This is a genomic window from Sphingomonas sp. Leaf38, from assembly GCF_001421825.1.
Classification (GTDB): Bacteria; Pseudomonadota; Alphaproteobacteria; order Sphingomonadales; family Sphingomonadaceae; genus Sphingomonas.
Genome location: NZ_LMLD01000011.1, coordinates 1,666,430 through 1,681,776 on the forward strand (window position 1 = coordinate 1,666,430; position 15,347 = coordinate 1,681,776).

The following is a 15,347-nucleotide window of genomic DNA, read 5'->3' on the forward strand; positions in this document are numbered from 1 at the left end:
CGTCAGTTCCGCAGCGGCTTGCCCGTCTGCAGCATGTGCACCACGCGCGCCTGCGTGCGCGGATCCTTCACGCTCGCCATGAACGCCGCGCGCTCGAGGTCGAGCAGCCGGTCCTCGGTGACGGTGTCGACCAGATCGGCCTCACCGCCCGTCAGCACCTCGGCAAGACGATCCGCGACGACAAGGTCGTACTCGGTCGCCATGCCCTTCTTGTGGAAGTCCGCAACCGCCATGCTCAGCCCCGTACGACCGCTTTCGCCCGCCAGCCGGAAGGTCGGCGCCTCCGGTGCGACATAGCCCTCGACCAGCGCCAGCGCCTTGGCCTTGGCGTCCGCGAGCAGGCGGTCGCGGTTCATCGTGATGCCGTCGTCCTTGCGCAGGATCATCATCTCCTTCGCCTCCGCCGCCGACTTGGCGACCTGCGCGGTGGAGACCGCCTGGAACACCTTGGTCAGCACCGGCATCGGGCCCTTGGGGAGCGTACCCGACTTGGTCCAGCGATCGAGCATCTCGCCATTGCCGCCCCAGCCGGGGACGAGCCCGACGCCGCATTCGACGAGCCCTGCATAGGTCTCGGCATGCGCCTGCACCGCGTCCGAATGGAGCAGCACCTCGCACCCGCCGCCGAGCGCGAGGCCCGCGGGCGCGCTGACGACGGGGAAGGGGGCGTATTTGAGCGCCTTGTACGCCTGTTGCCCGCCTTTGACGCTGGCCTCAACCATGTCCCACAGGCCCGCCCCGACCGCGAACATCGCCGCGCCGAGATTCGCACCCGCCGAGAAGTTCGACGCCTCGTTATACACCACCAGCGCCTTGAAGCGCTCGCGCACGACCGGGATTGCCTCGTTGATGAGCGCGACGACCTGGTCGTCGAGCGCGTTCATTTTGGTGTGGAACTCGAGCGCGGCGACACCGTCGCCGACATCCCAGAGCGACGCCGACATGTTGTGGAGGATCGGCTGCGAGCGCAGCTTGATGTCCTCGAGCAGTTCGACGCCGTCCGCGCGCGGCACGTCGGCATAGTCGCCGCCCGTCGTGAGATACTGGCGGTGGCCATTCTCGACGCGGTAGAACGGACGATCGCCCGCGGTCGTCAGGATCGCGGGAACGTCGCGGCCTTCGTCGGCAAGGCGCGCGGCAAGCACGCCCGGCCCCATACGGTCGATCAGCTCGAACGGCCCGTATTTCCAGTTATAGCCGAGCTTCATCGCGTCGTCGATCGCGACGATATCGTCCGCTGCTTCACCGACGAGCATCGCCGCATAGGCCAGCGTGTTGCCGAGGATCGTCCAGGCATAGGTGCCGATCTTGCCGGGCTCGGCGATCAGCGCGGCGAGCTCCTTGCCCGTTTTGCCGGGCAGCTCGGCGGGCTTGGCCTCAGGGCGGTATTCGCCGGTCGCGAGGTCGAGCGACAGCTTGGTGCGAGTCGCCTTGTCGAAGCGGTAGAAGCCGCCCTTGCCCTTGCGGCCGGTAAAGCCCTCGGCGATCATCTTGTCGACCAGCGGCATGTCGCGCACCGTATCGAAATAGGGATCGCCCGCGGGCAGCGTGGAGGAGAGGCTCTTCGACAGCAGCGGCATCAGGTCGACGCCGACGAGGTCGACGAGCCCGAAGATCCCGGTCTTGGGCACGCCCATCGGGCGGCCGCCGATCTGGTCGGCCTCCTCGACGGTCAGCCCCTGGTCCATCGCTGCGTTGATCGCGATCGCCAGCCAGTAGGTGCCGATGCGGTTGGCGATGAAGCCCGGCGTGTCCTTCGCGCGGACGATGCGCTTGCCCATGAAGCGATCGACGAAATCCTCGACCTTCTCGGCGACCGCGACATCGGTGTGCACACCGCGGACGATCTCGACCAGCCGCATGTAGCGCGGCGGGTTGAAGAAGTGCGTGATCAGGAAGTCGGCCTTGAACTGGTCCGTCCGCCCCGCGACGAGGTTGCCGAGCGGGATCGTCGAGGTGTTCGATGAGACCGCGGTGCCCGGACGCTTCAGCGCCTCGAGCTTGGCGTAGAGCGCCTGCTTGATGTCGAGCCGTTCGACGATCGCCTCGACGATCCAGTCGCACTCGGCGACGCGGTCGAGATGGTCGTCGATGTTGCCCGTCTCGACCAGCTTGGCCGCGCGCTTCGACATGAAGGGCGCGGGGTCGGTCTTGAGCATCTTCGCGACCGCGCCCTTGGCGACCGCATCGCGATCGTCGCCGTCACGGGGCACGATGTCGAGCAGCAGTACGGGAATGCCGGCATTGGCGACCTGCGCCGCAATACCCGCACCCATGACGCCTGCGCCAATGACGCAGACCTTCTTGGCCTGATCGACCATCATGCGCGCTCCAGCACGGTTGCGATGCCCTGACCGCCGCCGATGCACTGCGTCGCGAGCGCATAGCGGCCGCCTTCGCGTGCCAGCAGCGCGGCGGCCTTGCCGACGATCCGCGCGCCGGTTGCGCCGAGCGGGTGGCCGATCGCGATCGCGCCGCCATCGAGGTTGATCGTCTCGTCCTTGAGGCCAAGATCGCGGATGCAGGCGATCGCCTGGCTGGCGAACGCCTCGTTGATCTCGACCACGTCGAGGTCGGCGACGGTGATCCCGGCACGCTCGAGCGCCTTCTTCGACGCGCCGATCGGACCGAGGCCCATCGTCTCGGGTGCGCACCCCGACACGCCGATCGACTTGATCCGCGCGAGGATCGTCAGCCCGTGCTTCTTGGCGAACTCTTCCGAGGTGACGAGCACCGCGGACGCGCCATCGGTCAGCGGCGACGACGTGCCGGCCGTCACCGAACCTTCCGCGCTGAACGCGGGCTTCAGGCCGGCAAGCGCTTCGGTCGTGGTCCCGGCGCGGATCGTGCCGTCCTGGCTGACGGGGCCGGCCTTGGTCTGGATCGTCACGATCTCGTCGGACAGGCGACCATCGGTACGCGCCGCGGCGGCCTTGTCCTGGCTCTTCACCGCGAACGCGTCCTGTTCGGCGCGCGTGATCTGGTATTGGCGCGCGACGTTCTCGGCGGTCTCGCCCATGCCCATATAGGCGCCGGCGCTCTTCTTCGCGAGCGCCGGGTTGGGGAGGGGGTTGTAGCCGCCCATCGGCACGCGGCTCATCGATTCGAGGCCCGCACAGATGAACGCCTCGCCCGCGCCGACCACGATCTGGCCGTAGGCGATGTGGATCGCGCTCATCGACGAGCCGCAGAATCGGTTTACCGTCATCCCGCCGACCGAAATCGGCAGGTCGGCGATCTGCGCGATCAGCTTGGCGACGTTGAGGCCCTGCTCGCCCTCGGGGAAAGCGCAGCCGAGGATAATGTCCTCGATCTCGGCGGGATCGACGCCGGTCTTGTCGAGCAGCCCGCGAATCGTCTGCGCGGCGAGGTCGTCCGGACGGACACGGGCGAGCTCGCCCTTGCCGGCGAGGTGGAACGGCGAACGGGCGTACCCGGCGATGACGACGTTGGTCACGATGATCCTCTCATATTGCGGTCGCCCCGCATTGACGCTTGCGGGTTACCCTTAAGGTGCGATACCTCACCTTTACGTCAAGGTGAAGCGGCCGACAATATGGCTTACGCACATCGAGTTATGGAGAGCGAGATGCAGGACACTTCCGGGGGCAAAGCGATCGGCGCGCCATTGCTGGGCGAACCGCGGTTGTTGGGCGACATGCTCGATACGTCGGTCCGCCGGTTCGGGTCGCGCAACGTCCTCGATTTCATGGGGCGCACGCTGACCTATGCCGAACTCGGCGAGTCAGTCGACCGCGCCGCGCGGGGCCTTCAGGATCTCGGCGTCTCAAAGGGGACACGCGTCGCGCTCTGCCTGCCCAACACGCCTTATTATCCGATCCTGTTCTTCGCGATCCTCAAGGCCGGCGGAATCGTCGTCAACGTCAACCCGCTCTATGTCGAGCGCGAGCTGGCGCATCTGCTCGAGGATTCGGGCGCGACGATCATCGCCACCTGCGACATCGCCGAAATTCATGCGCGCGTGCTCAAGGTCGCCGGGCAGATGGGCGTAAAGCACGTCATAACCTGCCCGATCGCCGGCGCGCTGCCGACGCTGAAGTCGATCGCCTACCGGATCTTCAAGCGCGCTGAGATCGGCCACGCGCCCAGCGATGCGCGCCATTGCACGTTCGACTCTCTGCTGAAGGCAAAAGGTGCGCCAACCCCCGTCTCGGTCTCGCCGAACGAGGTCGCGGTGCTGCAATATACCGGCGGCACCACCGGCGAGCCCAAGGCGGCGATGCTCAGCCACGCGAATCTGGTGTCGAACGCCGATGCGATGATGGTGTTCGTCGGCGGCGAGCAGCCCCATCAGGACCGGGTGCTCGGCGCGCTGCCGCTGTTCCATGTCTTCGCGCTGACGACCGTGCTGACCTATTCGATCCGCGCGGGCGCAGAGATGATCCTTATGCCGCGCTTCGAACTCGGTCAGCTGCTCAAGACGATCGACCGCACCAAGCCGAGCTATTTCCCCGCGGTGCCGACGATCTACGCCGCGATTACGACCGCTGCCGAGACGCAGAAGATCGACCTGTCCTCGATCCACGCGTGCATCTCGGGCGGCGCGCCGCTCCCCGCCGAGGTCCGCACCGCGTTCGAGGCGGCGACTGGCGCCAAGCTCGTCGAGGGCTATGGCCTGTCCGAAGCCTCGCCGATCATCACCTGCAACCCGATCGACGGCGTCAACAAGCCGGGCTCGGCGGGCTTGCCGTTCCCCGGCACGACGATCGAGATCCGCGACCGCGAGGACCCGACCCGGCTGCTCCCGATCGGGGAGAATGGCGAGATTTGCGCGCGCGGTCCCCAGATCACCCAAGGCTATTGGCACAAGCCGGCGGCCACCGCCGCGCTGTTCGCGGACGGGGCGCTGCGGACGGGCGACGTGGGGCACCTCGACGAAGACGGCTATCTGTTCATCGTCGACCGGATCAAGGACCTGATCCTCGCCGGCGGCTACAACGTGTATCCACGGGTGATCGAGGAAGCGTTGTATGAACACCCCGCCGTGCTCGAGGCGGTGGTCATCGGCGTGCCCGACAAATACCGGGGGCAAGCGCCCAAGGCCTTTGTCGTGCTGGCCGAAGGGGCGGTGGCTACCCCGTTAGAACTGCGTGATTTTCTGCGCGACAAGATCAGCAAGATCGAGCTTCCCCGCGAGGTGGAAATCCGCGACACTCTGCCCAAGACGTTGATCGGCAAGCTATCCAAAAAGGAACTTGTCGCAGAAGAGGCCGCCAAGGCCGCAGCGTCGGAGGCGAGGGGAGTGAACGCGTGAACGACCGACAGGACGATCTTACCGGCATACAGGAGGTCTCGCGCATGCTCGGCGTGAGCGCGCGCACGCTCAGATTCTACGAAGACAAGGGACTGATCGAACCGTGTCGGATCGGCACGACGCGCGTCTACACGCGGCGCGAAGTGGCGCGGATGCAGCTGATCCTGCGCGGCAAGAGGCTGGGCTTCACGCTGCGCGACATCGAGGAATTCCTCGACCTCTATGACGCCGATCCGCAGCATGTCGAACAGATGCGCGCGCTAGCCGAACGCTGCCGCCAGCGCATCGACCTCCTCGATGCGCAACGCGACGCGATCGTCCAGACGCGCGACGAACTGGAGAAGATCGAGCAGGAGGCGCTCGCGCGAATCCCGGACGAGGCGATCTGACACCTTAGACTATTCGTGAGGTACGATCGGCAAGCCTATGATTACGCCACCACCCCGGCCTCCGCCGGGGTGGTGAAATGCTGGTTCTCCCCCTTGTGGGGGAGGCTCGGCAAAGTCCGCGGGCAGCGAGGCTTAAAGCCCCACCACACCCCCATCGTTCTTCGTGATCACGATCGTCGCCGACCGCGGCCGCGAGGGGCTAGTCACCGTGCCCGCCTGGTTCGCCGGCCAGCTGCTGGTGATGTTGGTCGGGCCGCCATTCTCGCCCGGATGCTGGATGTTGACGAACAGCGACCGGCCATCGGGGGTCGAGTGGATGCCCGTGATCTCGCACTCCTTCGGCCCGACCAGGAAGCGCCGCAGCGCCGCCCCCGGTGCCTTGCCGATCCGCGTCGTCACCGAGCCGGTCGCCGCACCGATCGTGTTGGTCACGGTCCGCGTGCCCCCGTCGTTGACGATGCCCGGCACCGAGGCGAGCAGCATGCAGTTGGTGACATCGGTAAAGGCGCCGTCGTCGGTCTCGATCCACATCACCGGCGCGATCGTCCCCGACGCGTTGCTCGGCAGGCCGAACCACAGACCGTCGGGCGACGAGAAGTCGTTGGTCGCATCGAGACCCGATAGGTTGATGTTGGTCGCATCCAGATCGGAGCCTGCGCCGAACGCATAGATGTCCCACGCGAACGTCGTCGCCTCGGACGTATCACCAGTTTCGCGCAGGCGGATGATGTGTCCGTTGGCGTTGCCCGTGGTCTGTCCGCCGGTGGTCTTGGGATCGACATAGGCGCGCGGGTTGGGCGCATCCGCGGTCGCGACGGTGCGCGACGAGTTGTTGGTCAGCGTGCAGTACATCTCGCCGGTCGCGGGATTGACCGCGGTCCATTCCGGCCGATCCATCCGCGTCGCACCCAGCGCATCCGCGGCAAGGCGCGTGTTGATGAGGACGTCGACCTGGCTGGCGAACGGATAGGCTGCATTGGCCGAGGTGAGGGGTCCCTGGCCGAACACCAGCGGCAGCCACTGGCCGCTGCCGTCCGCTGCAAGCTTCGCGACGTACAGCGTTCCCGTATCGAGATACTTGTCGCCGATCGCGAGACGGTTTGCCGCGGTGGCATCCGCCGTCGCCCAGGGCGTCGCCGACACGAACTTGTAGATATACTCGTTCTGCGCGTCGTCGCCCATGTAGAAGGCGGGCTTCACGCCAGCGATCGTCCGGCCGATCTGGCACCCCTCATGGTTCATGCGGCCCAGCGCGGTCCGCTTGCGCGGGGTCGAATTGGCATCGAACGGATCGATCTCGACCACCCAGCCATACTGGAAGATCTCGTTGCGGAAATCGCCGGTGCCATCGGCCGGTGCGCCGGCCTGTGCGGTGATGTTCCAGCGGGCATAGAGCGTGCTGGTGGTGTCCGCGGGCGTCACCGTCGACCACCCGTAATTCCCGCCGGTGTTGCTCTCGGACTTGCCGTAGCGCGCCAGCGACGTGTTGGCCTTCACGCCGGCCGGGCCGCTCGCCGCGCGACGCACGCCGTCGCCAACTTCGCGCCGGAAATAGCCAACCCAATTCTCTTCGTTCGTCAGGTACGTGTTCCACGGCATCGTGCCGTTTGCACAATTGTTGATCGTGCCGCGGCCCGTGGTCGCGTCGGGCGAATAGCGCGTCTTGAGGCTGTCGGCACCGCGGACCGGCCCCGAGAAGCTCATTGGCGTCAGCGGCGTGATGCGACGGTTGAACGACGAGGCGGTCGTATAGCTCCAGGCGCTGGCGCGGTTGATCTCGATCACCGACACACCATGGCATTCCATCTCCTTCAGCGCCTCGGCCTCGGGGCGAACGCCACCGGTGTTGGTCGGGCCGTTCGGATGCAGATACGCCTGCGTGATATTCTCGTGGTTCAGCACGAGCAGCCCGCGCGTGTTGCCGTTCGCATCGGGAGTCCCGGTCGCCGACAGGCCGAAATAGCTCATGCCGTCGTGATGATCGCCCGCACGTTTCGAGAAGGTCGCGTCGGTGCCGTCATTGGCATAGGCGCCGACGCCACTGCCGATCGGGTCGCCGAGCCGGTACAGGACCGTCACGGCATAGCCCGACGGCACGGCAACGACGTCGGCGAGGCTCTTCGCGACTGCGGTGAAGCCGAGCGATGCCGCGCCGACCGTCACGCTGGTGGTCGCCGTGACCGATCCGCTTGCCGACACGGCGGTGAAGACGAAGCTCAGGACCGTCCCGGCCGGAGCGCCGGGAACGACGAACGTCGCGGTGGCGGTCGTGGCGCCGGCGAGCGTGACCGCCGGACCTGCGGTCTGCGACCAGCTCACGCTGTCGACCTGGCCGATCGCAGCACCGGTCAGCGTCGCGACGCGCCCGGCGGTCGCGCTGCCACCGGCGGTCGCGGTCACCGTCACCGGGTCCGAGCCGCCGTCATTATCGTCATCGCAGCCGGTCAGCAGCATGCCGCCGAACACCGCCGCGGCGGTTGCCGACATCCCGCCCATCAAGGTCTGGCGGCGGGAATAGCGCACCGCGATCAGGTCGTTGAGATGCGGGTTGGCGCTTGGATTGGTGTCGATATCGCCGTCGGTGTAGATGGTCTCGAACGTCATGCTTGGTCCCCCCAGGGATGGTTGCGTGGTAGTGAAACGATGCGTGGCAATCAGAATTTCGCGCCCAGTTCGATGCCGTAGAAGCGCGGCTCGCCGGCGATGTAGGTCGGGATGCCGAAGCCGCCGCCGGTGTTGCCCGCGTCGATCAGGTAGCGCTTGTTGGCGGCGTTGCGGACGAACCCGCCGACGCTGTAGCGACCCTGCGCGAACTCGAGCCCGGCACGCGCGTTGACGAGCATGTAGCCGGGCGTGCTGATCGCCGGGTTATTCGGCAGTTCGAAGAACACCTTCGACCGGTAGTTGATGCTTGGCGTCGCATAGAGCGTCGCGCCACCGACCGGCAGCCGCAGCATCAGGCCGCCCGACGCCGTCGTATCCGGCTGGAGGCGGAAGCGATTCCCTGCGAACGAGCCGGCGGGCTTGTCCGCGATCCCGCCATCGATATACGCGAACGTCGCGAATACGGAGAGGTACGAGGCGAGCTTCAGATTGCCTTCGAGCTCGACGCCGAGATTCTTCGCGGAGCCCGCGCTTTGCGTCCGTGCCGAGCCGTCGGGCTGCGTCACCGAGACCTGGAAGCCGTCATAGGTCTGATAGAACACCGACGCGGCGCCGCTGAACGGCCCGACCCGCCCCTTGATGCCGCCCTCGTAGTTCCAGACATTCTCCTGCGGGACGACCTGCAGGTTCGGGCCGACGCCGAACGCGGTGGTCTGCGCGGCGAGCTGGACGACCGGGGACCGGCGCCCCTTGCTGATCGTGGCGTAGAGATTGACGTCGTCGTCGAGCTTCAGCAGCGCGTTGAAGCGCGGCAGGATCGCGGTGAAGCTCTTTTCGGCAACGAACTTGTTGCCGTTCGTGTTCGCGGTGCCGAGCAGGCTGGTGCGGACGCCGAGCGATGCCAGGATGACCGAATTCGGCTGGACCGACGTATAGCCCGACTGACGATCTTCGATCAGGATGCGTGCGCCGGCGGTCAGCTCGAGCGCCGGCACCGGAATGTAGGTCGCGTCGGCGAACACCGAATAGGTGTCGTTGTTGCCGAAGTTGGTGAACACCGACGAATAGGGGATCGCGGTTGCCCGGCCGCCGGTCAGGACCGCGGTCGCGCGGGTTGCCGGGATCGTGCCGTTGGGCGCCACGCACGACGTGCCGGTCGGGATGCCGGCGGCGTTCAGCGCGGACCGGATCTGCGCGAAACTCGTGTTTACCGAGCAGGCGAGATACGTGCCTTCCTCCGTTGCGAACGGCACGCGTTGAAAACCGTTTTCGAAGAACGCGTTCCAGCCGACCGAGGCGCGGTATTTCGGGCCTTCGAAGGCGAACCGGCTTTCGTGGCTCCACTGGTCGCCCTTAGCGTCTTCGGCGAACTCCAGATACGCGGCGGGGCCGCCATCCGCATCGAACACCTCGTTCGAATCGAACCGGCGATAGCCGTTGACGGTGGTGAACGTGATCCCCGGCGACAGGTCCGCGGTGATCGTCAGATTGGCGTCATAGACGTTGCGGGTCAGCCCGAGCTTGCGCGCGCCGAGCGTGGCCGCGCTGTAGGGCGACCCCGAGAGTTCGGCATAGCCATAGTCGCCGGTCTGGCCGCCGGTCGGGGCATGTGCGCGGCTCTTGAACGCGGTGCCGGGGTTGCGCTGGCCGTCATAGGTGAGGACGAGATCGGCGGTGATGCTGTCGCTCGGGCGATAGCGCAGCGAGCCGCGCAGCCCGCGCTGATCCTGCCCGTTGAGATCGTCCTGATCGACGCCGCCCTGATTCTGGTTCGGCACGTTCGCGTCGCCGGCGATGTTGCGGACATAGCCCTTGCGATATTTATACGCGAAGGCGAGGCGGCCCGAGAGCACGTCGTTGCCCGCGTTCAGGAAGCCCGACACCTGCGTGCGGTCGAAATTGCCGTATGTCCCGTTGATCGCGCCCGAAAACCCGGCTTCGGGCTTCGCCGAGATCACGCTGATCGCGCCGACCGCGGCAGCGGTGCCGAACAGCGTGGCCTGCGGGCCCTTCACGACCTCGATTCGCGCCAGGTCGAACAGGTCCTGATACGCGCCGCGCGACCGGCTGATGTCGATGCCGTTGTAATAGAGCGTGACGCGTGCGCCCTGCTGCGACGAACCATTGTCCGAGGTGATGCCGCGGATCACGAAGCCGGGGTTATTCGCGCTCTGCTCCTGGATCTGGAGGCCGGGGATATACGCGGCGACCTCGCTCAGCGAATTGACGCCGATCGACGCCATCTTCGCGCTGGTGACCGCGGTGACGGTAACCGGCACGTCCTCGATCCGCTGCTCGCGCTTCTGCGCCGTGACGACGATCTCGTCGCCGGCCGTGCCGGCGGACTGCCCACCCGCCCGCGCATCGGCCTGCGTGCCGGCTTGCGTGCCGGCCTGCGTACCGGCTTGCGCCAAGGCTGCGGTCGAGCAGGTCGTGGCAAGCGTCGCAAGTGCGAGCCGCGTGAAGATACGTGTCATGAAGTCCCCCGTGTCGATGGTGAGGCAGTAGGGACGCTGCGTGACGTTTCGACGTCGTGATGATGAAGCGATGATGACGGTTTCGTAACGAGCGTGTCACATCGCTGCCACCGCGCTGTCTTCGACCGTCGCTAGCAGGCGGCGACACCCGTTACGAAAGCACGAGACGATGACGATCAACCGCCGCGAGGCCCTGAAGACCGCCCTGAAGCTTGCCGGCTCGAGCGCCACGCTCGTGCTGCCCGCGGTGACGCAGGCGGCCGGGACCGCCAAGATCGGTTTCGATCACGGGGTGGCGAGCGGCGATCCCGCGGTGGACGGGGCAATCCTCTGGACGCGCGCAACGCCGGTCGAGCCGACCCAGGCCGGCGATATCGCGCTTACCTGGCACGTAGCCGAGACCGCGGGGGGCAAGGCGGTCCGCTCGGGCACCGTCACGGCCCGCGCGGCCCGCGACTTCACGGCCAAGGTCGACGCGACCGGGCTCCAGCCAGGCCGCGAGTATCGCTACTGGTTCGATGCCGCGGACGGCACGCGCTCGCCCGTCGGGCGGTTCCGCACGCTGCCCAAGGGCAAGGTCGCCGACGTCGTGATGGCGGTGGTCTCGTGCCAGCTCTACGCGGGCGGGCTGTTCAACGCCTATGACGCGATCGCCAAGCTCGACCGGCTCGACGCCGTGCTCCATCTCGGCGACTATATCTACGAATATGGCGTCGACGGCTATGGCGCGGACATCGCCAAGAAGATCGGCCGCTTCGTCGAGCCGCGCCACGAGATCGTCAGCCTCGCCGATTACCGGATGCGCCACGCGCAGGTGAAGCGCGACGTCGACATGCAGGCCGCGCATGCGCGGGCCGCGTTCATCTGCGTGTGGGACGATCACGAGGTCGCCAACGATGACTGGATGCACGGCGCCGAGAACCACGATCCCAAGACCGAGGGCGATTGGGACGCGCGCAAGGCGGCGGCGATGCAGGCCTATTTCGAATGGATGCCGATCCGCGATCCCAAGCCCGGCCAGCCCTGGGCGGCGATCAACCGCAGCTTCGATTTCGGCGATCTCGCGACGCTGGTGATGGTCGAGACACGGTTGCTTGCGCGCAGCGAACAGGTCGCGTCGAAGGGTGAGGCGATCACGCCTGCCGACTATGCGCCGATGCTGGCCGAACGCGCGCGCGACGATCGCGAACTGCTCGGCCCCGCGCAGCTCGCCTGGGTCGAGAAGACGATGGCGACGTCGGTCGCGGCGGGCAAGCCGTGGCAGGTGCTCGGCAATCAGGTGGTGATGGCCAAGGTCGCCGGCCCCGACATGGAACGCCAGCTTGGGCCGGTGAAGTTCGCCGAGACGATGGCGACACTGCCGGCGATCTGGCGCGAGCGCTTGACCGCGAGCATCGCCTCGTATCGCGCCGGCCTGCCGTTCGGATTCGACAGTTGGGACGGCTATCCGGCTGCGCGCGAGCGGCTGTACGCGGCGTTCAAGCGCGCGAAGTCGCGGCCCATCGTGCTGTCGGGGGACAGTCACGCGGCGTGGGCGAACGACCTGCACGATGCATCGGGCAGGCTGGTCGCCGCGGAGTTCGGGTGCACGGCGATCACCAGCCCGTCCTATGGCTCGCTGCTCCCGGGTATCGGCGCGCAGATCGCCGACGCCAATAAGGGCGAAGTCCGCTTCTGCGATCAGGTCGGCAAGGGTTTCACCATGCTGACGCTCACACCCGAGTACGCGACGGCTGATTCCATCACGGTATCGACGGTGATGGCCAAGCCCTACACGCAAGCCACCGCCGCGCGGTTCCGTGCGCATGCGGATCGCCCCTCTGCGCCTCTCGAAAAGATCGGCTGAACCCACCGACGATCCTCCCTTGGCATGGGGAGGATCAGGTTCGGCGCTGGTCAATGGCGACCGGACGACGACCGCCGCTTACCCTTTCGGGTACCGCGTTGCGTCAGTCGAAAGTCGTGCTCGGGGAAGGGGGGCAAAGGCCCCGAAAAAAACCGGCAATGGTCGGGGCGATAGGATTCGAACCTACGACCCCTGGACCCCGAGACCAGTGCGCTACCAGACTGCGCCACGCCCCGACAACATTGCCGGTGAGCGCCCTAGCCGCGCGCCCGATTGCGATCAAGACAAATATCCGCCGCGCGGCCGATCTCTGCCGTCGGCGACGATCCGGGACTGCCGCGTCGGGGAAGCTGCACCGGGATGGTGGCTCTTTTTCAAGGTCATCCGGGTACCTGCGCCGCGTCCCCGCCATCCCCGCGCGTTTTGCCTCCGAAACGGAGTGGGCGGCGATTGTCCACGGCATCGCGCGGGCGCAGCGTCCTTGCAACGCGGAAGGCCGGCACGATCCGACGTCGCGTTCCCTCGACGATAGGAGAGCAGACATGCCTAGTGAGACCGAGATCAAGGAAATCGTCGCCCGCGTTTCCGCGCAGGTGATGAGCGAAGCGAAGACCAACGAGAAGGTCTTTCGAATCGGCGATCTCAGCGCGCACGTGACCGAGCTCGCCAAGGGCCGCGACGAAGCCTGGAGCGTTACCTACAGCACCACGTCGGCGCAGCTCGACGCATCGCGCATCAATCCTGTCGACCAGGTGGCATGGTCGATCAGCTACAGCACGTCGAAGCCGACGATGACCGAGCGCGGCATCGAAAAGAAGAGCTAGGGCGATGGACGAGAAGATCTGGCGCGGGGTTCAGTCCCTGCTGGACGCCTATGTCCGGATCGCCGGCGGCGACACCGCGGTCATCCTGTATACCAGCGATAGCCACCGGTCCGCCGCCCTCGTCTGCGCCGCGCTGGAGATGCGCGGGATCGCGGCCGCCCGCGTATGGATGGCGCCGCTCGTCGATGCGGGGTTTGAGGCGCGACTGCGCGCCGAACTGCCCGCGATCGAGACGTTCGGCGGGCGCCTCATCCTGTTCTCGTTCGAGCGCGACACCTTCTCGCATACCGGTGCGCTGACGCGGGCGCTCGCTGCCTATCCACCGGCACGGCTGCGGATTTTCCGTTCGATCAGCGCGAGCGACAGTCTTTTCGCCGATGCGCTGCTGGCGACGCCCGAGGACCTCTCACGCCGCAACGTCGCGCTCCTGACGCGGCTGACGCGCGCCCGGCATCTCCGGATCACGACGCGGGGTGGCACCGATCTTGACGTGACGCTCGATGCCAGACACCGCTGGATCAGCAACCGCGGGCGCGCGCGCGACGGCGGGACGGTGATCCTGCCGGCTGGCGAGGTGGCCACCTTCCCCGCGCGGATTTCGGGCGTCCACGTCGCCGATTTCGCCTATAACGTGAACGCGATCACCGAGGACGATGTACGGCTCGAGCGCTTCCCGGTGACGATCGAGATCGACGGCGGGCGGGTCGTCGCGTATCGCTGCGAGGATGCGCGGACGATGCGGTTCCTCGACGCCGCGCTGACGACGCACTGCGCGTATAATGTCGGCGAACTCGGCTTCGGGACCAATTTCGGGATCGGCGAACCGATCGCGATGAACTCGCACATCAACGAGCGTCGTCCGGGTGTCCATCTCGGGCTTGGTCAGCACAACCAGGATCCCGGCGTGGTCGGTTATCAGTGTGCGATCCACCTCGATCTGATCGCGCGTGGGGGGATCGTCGTGGTCGATGGTGGGGGCGACGTGATCGATCTCGAGCAGTTGGTACCATCGGACGCGCCGCACCCAGAAAGCACCCGCGACGAGGACGTCTTCTCGCCCGACGCGCTGTCGATCGAGGACGGCGATTGCTGCGGGCTGCTGGCGGACGGCGTGCTGATGCCGTGCCCGGTACCGCTGGCCGCGGCGTGAACTACTGGAGCGCCGCGCCCGGTCTCGCCGACGCGTTCGGACCGGCGGGTGCCGACGGCGCGACGAGCATCCCGCTCGAGCTGACGATCCGCACGCTGGCGGCGATCTTGCCCGATCGGCCGTTGCGCGTGGTCGATCTGGGCGGCGGCGATGCGGTGCTGGCGATTCGGCTCTCGGCGATGAACCATGCGGTGGTGGTGCAGGATATCGATCCGCACATGATCGCGCGCGGCGAGCAACGGCTCGCGCGACACCCGCGCGCGATTCGCGATCGGATCCGGCTGATCTGCGCGGACGGGGCGACGATCGCGGCGGATCAGGTCGAGATAGCCGATCTCGTCTGCTGCCACAGCGTGCTGATGTACGAGGATGATCCGGCGCCGCTGGTCCGCACCAGCGTCGCGCTGTGCAAACCCGACGGGCTCGTGTCGATCATCGCGATCAATCCGGCGGCGGCCGCGATGCGCGCCGGGCTGGCGGGACGGTGGCGCGAGGCACGGATCGCGCTGGAGACGGGCGACGACGCGCACGGCCCCTATGCCGCGAGCCGCAACCACGCACGCGAGACGATCGTGGCGTTGCTCGCGGCGGCGGGCGCCGCGGTCGTCGCATGGTCGGGAATCGGCATCTTCACCGATCACCATAGCGGCGCGATCGTCGCTGATGATCCACAGGAGGTGCTGCGCGCCGAATGGCTGGCGGGCCGGCAGGATCCGTATCGGCAGGTCGCGCGCTGCTATCACCTCATTGCACGCAAGACATAAGGCCACCGTCTATCGCGC

At 66.9% G+C, this 15,347-nt stretch carries 10 protein-coding genes and 1 tRNA gene; 6 read left to right on the forward strand and 5 right to left on the reverse strand.

Annotated features, from left to right (window positions below; all coding sequences use genetic code 11):
* Positions 1-2 precede the first annotated feature (2 nt).
* Complete coding sequence (locus ASE88_RS15060; protein ID WP_056479667.1) at positions 3-2,321, reverse strand: 3-hydroxyacyl-CoA dehydrogenase/enoyl-CoA hydratase family protein; 2,319 nt, start codon at positions 2,319-2,321, stop codon at positions 3-5.
* Positions 2,321-3,457, reverse strand: a complete 1,137-nt coding sequence (locus ASE88_RS15065) for a thiolase family protein (protein ID WP_056479023.1) — start codon at positions 3,455-3,457, stop codon at positions 2,321-2,323. Before ASE88_RS15065 ends, ASE88_RS15060 begins: the two co-directional genes overlap by 1 nt.
* 132 nt (positions 3,458-3,589) lie before the next feature.
* Here ASE88_RS15065 and ASE88_RS15070 point away from each other — a divergent pair, with 132 nt between their 5' ends.
* Together ASE88_RS15070 and ASE88_RS15075 are read left to right on the forward strand one after the other, a co-directional pair.
* On the forward strand, positions 3,590-5,275 hold the full coding sequence (locus ASE88_RS15070; protein ID WP_056479670.1) for a long-chain-fatty-acid--CoA ligase: 1,686 nt from the start codon (positions 3,590-3,592) through the stop codon (positions 5,273-5,275).
* Positions 5,272-5,664, forward strand: a complete 393-nt coding sequence (locus ASE88_RS15075) for a MerR family transcriptional regulator (protein WP_056479026.1) — start codon at positions 5,272-5,274, stop codon at positions 5,662-5,664. Before ASE88_RS15070 ends, ASE88_RS15075 begins: the two co-directional genes overlap by 4 nt.
* A 132-nt stretch (positions 5,665-5,796) precedes the next feature.
* On the opposite strand, the gene ASE88_RS15080 is transcribed toward ASE88_RS15075, so the two are convergent.
* Positions 5,797-8,268 (reverse strand): PhoX family protein, encoded by a 2,472-nt coding sequence (locus tag ASE88_RS15080; protein ID WP_056479029.1) that lies wholly within the window; start codon positions 8,266-8,268, stop codon positions 5,797-5,799.
* Between the two features lie 50 nt (positions 8,269-8,318).
* On the reverse strand, positions 8,319-10,745 hold the full coding sequence (locus ASE88_RS15085) for a TonB-dependent receptor (RefSeq protein WP_056479032.1): 2,427 nt from the start codon (positions 10,743-10,745) through the stop codon (positions 8,319-8,321).
* 169 nt (positions 10,746-10,914) lie between these two features.
* Between ASE88_RS15085 and ASE88_RS15090 the strand changes: the two genes are divergently transcribed.
* The gene (locus ASE88_RS15090) at positions 10,915-12,591 is read left to right on the forward strand and encodes an alkaline phosphatase D family protein (RefSeq protein ID WP_056479035.1); all 1,677 of its coding nucleotides are present in this window, start codon (positions 10,915-10,917) and stop codon (positions 12,589-12,591) included.
* Positions 12,592-12,750: 159 nt separating this feature from the next.
* Here the strand turns inward: ASE88_RS15090 and ASE88_RS15095 are convergent.
* Positions 12,751-12,827 (reverse strand) — tRNA-Pro (locus tag ASE88_RS15095).
* A gap of 12 nt (positions 12,828-12,839) precedes the next feature.
* Between ASE88_RS15095 and ASE88_RS18990 the strand changes: the two genes are divergently transcribed.
* The 3 genes from ASE88_RS18990 to ASE88_RS15110 are packed head-to-tail and all read left to right on the forward strand — an operon-like array spanning position 12,840 to position 15,329.
* A complete protein-coding gene (locus tag ASE88_RS18990; RefSeq protein WP_156357036.1) occupies positions 12,840-13,415 on the forward strand; it encodes a hypothetical protein in 576 nt (191 codons plus the stop codon).
* A gap of 4 nt (positions 13,416-13,419) precedes the next feature.
* A complete protein-coding gene (locus ASE88_RS18995; protein WP_056479040.1) occupies positions 13,420-14,565 on the forward strand; it encodes an aminopeptidase in 1,146 nt (381 codons plus the stop codon).
* Positions 14,538-15,329: a methyltransferase gene (locus ASE88_RS15110; protein WP_056479043.1), complete on the forward strand. Its 792-nt coding sequence runs from the start codon at positions 14,538-14,540 to the stop codon at positions 15,327-15,329. Before ASE88_RS18995 ends, ASE88_RS15110 begins: the two co-directional genes overlap by 28 nt.
* Positions 15,330-15,347: the final 18 nt, after the last annotated feature.

Coding starts and splice junctions, on each gene's coding strand:
- ASE88_RS15060 (WP_056479667.1), bottom strand. CDS start 2,321: ATGGTCGATCAGGCCAAGAAGGTCTGCGTCATTGGCGCAGGCGTCATG.
- ASE88_RS15080 (WP_056479029.1), bottom strand. CDS start 8,268: ATGACGTTCGAGACCATCTACACCGACGGCGATATCGACACCAATCCA.
- ASE88_RS18995 (WP_056479040.1), top strand. CDS start 13,420: ATGGACGAGAAGATCTGGCGCGGGGTTCAGTCCCTGCTGGACGCCTAT.
- ASE88_RS15070 (WP_056479670.1), top strand. CDS start 3,590: ATGCAGGACACTTCCGGGGGCAAAGCGATCGGCGCGCCATTGCTGGGC.
- ASE88_RS15090 (WP_056479035.1), top strand. CDS start 10,915: ATGACGATCAACCGCCGCGAGGCCCTGAAGACCGCCCTGAAGCTTGCC.
- ASE88_RS15085 (WP_056479032.1), bottom strand. CDS start 10,745: ATGACACGTATCTTCACGCGGCTCGCACTTGCGACGCTTGCCACGACC.